Here is a 1105-nt window from a genome sequence, read left to right as displayed (position 1 = left end):
ACCATTGCTGCTTGGCTTCATCCTCGGCGGCTTGATGGAAGAAAACTTGCGCCGAGCTTTGATGATTTCTGACGGTGAGTTGAGCTTCTTGTGGGAGCGTCCGATTACGTTGACGTTTACTGTGCGGGCAGTATTAGTGCTGGGTAGCCCGCTGTTTGTGAAGCTGTTTCAAAAGCTTAAAGCGCAACCTGTAAAAGTTGAGCAATAATCGTCGATTCCTCCTTCTTGATAGCCCCTAAAGCCACCCTCGCGGTGGCTTTTTCTTTCTTCGATCTTTCTTTGATATAGCTACGATGAATTAATATCACGGCTAAGAGAAAAATTTCGCTAGAAAGAGGTTCACGTTATCAAAACCGCAACGGAACTGAACAATTTCGTTTTGGAGCATGTAAAGTAAATCTCATAAAAACGTTAGAACATGTGTTCTCAAAATCTAAGACTCTAATAACCAATAAGAACATAACAAGGATTGTTTATGCTGCTGGAATTGGCTCTGTTGTTTGCTGCAGGCGTGGTAGGTGGAATCATGAATTCGATAGCAGGAGGTGGGAGTTTTATCACCTTCCCCGCCCTAATGGCGGTTGGCGTGCCGCCCATCATGGCTAACACCACCAACACTTACGCCGCATGCGCGGGATACATAAGCGGTTCCGTGGGCTTTCGTGAAGAAATTTTGAAAAACAAACAAGAACTGCTATTCACCGTTTCGTTCAGCTTAGTCGGTGGCGCGGTTGGCGCGTATCTTCTTCTCAATACGCCAGAGTCACTGTTTTTGGAAGCCATTCCTTGGCTACTTTTGTTTGCTACGGTGCTGTTTCTTACAGGTTCGCGGTTAACAATGATCATCAAATCCATCACCAAAGAACATAAACACGCTGGCGTTTTAGGCTTAATCGCATTGAGTTTGTTGTTGGTCTGCGTTTCAGCATACGGCGGATTTTTTAATGCCGGATTAGGCGTGATTGTTCTGAGTTACCTCGTTGTGGCGGGCCATCAAGACATCAACTTGATGAATGGGCTTAAACTTCTGGTTTCAACGTGTGTGTCTCTCATCGCTATCGACATTTTTGTTGCGAACGGCTCTATCGATTGGAGTAAAGGCAGC

Annotated in this window: 1 protein-coding gene and 1 pseudogene; both read left to right on the top strand. The window is 45.4% G+C overall.

Translation table 11 applies throughout. The features are described 5' to 3' along the window. Positions 1-208: pseudogene (locus R8N28_RS26535) on the top strand (tripartite tricarboxylate transporter permease); the annotation flags it as partial. A gap of 267 nt (positions 209-475) precedes the next feature. Beyond that, a partial coding sequence (locus R8N28_RS26530; protein WP_318183830.1) for a sulfite exporter TauE/SafE family protein occupies positions 476-1105 on the top strand: 630 nt, incomplete at its 3' end.

The organism is Vibrio sp. Vb1554 (genome assembly GCF_033344235.1).
The sequence above is the reverse complement of the archived record's forward strand: the minus strand, read 5'-3'. Positions and strand labels throughout refer to the sequence as shown.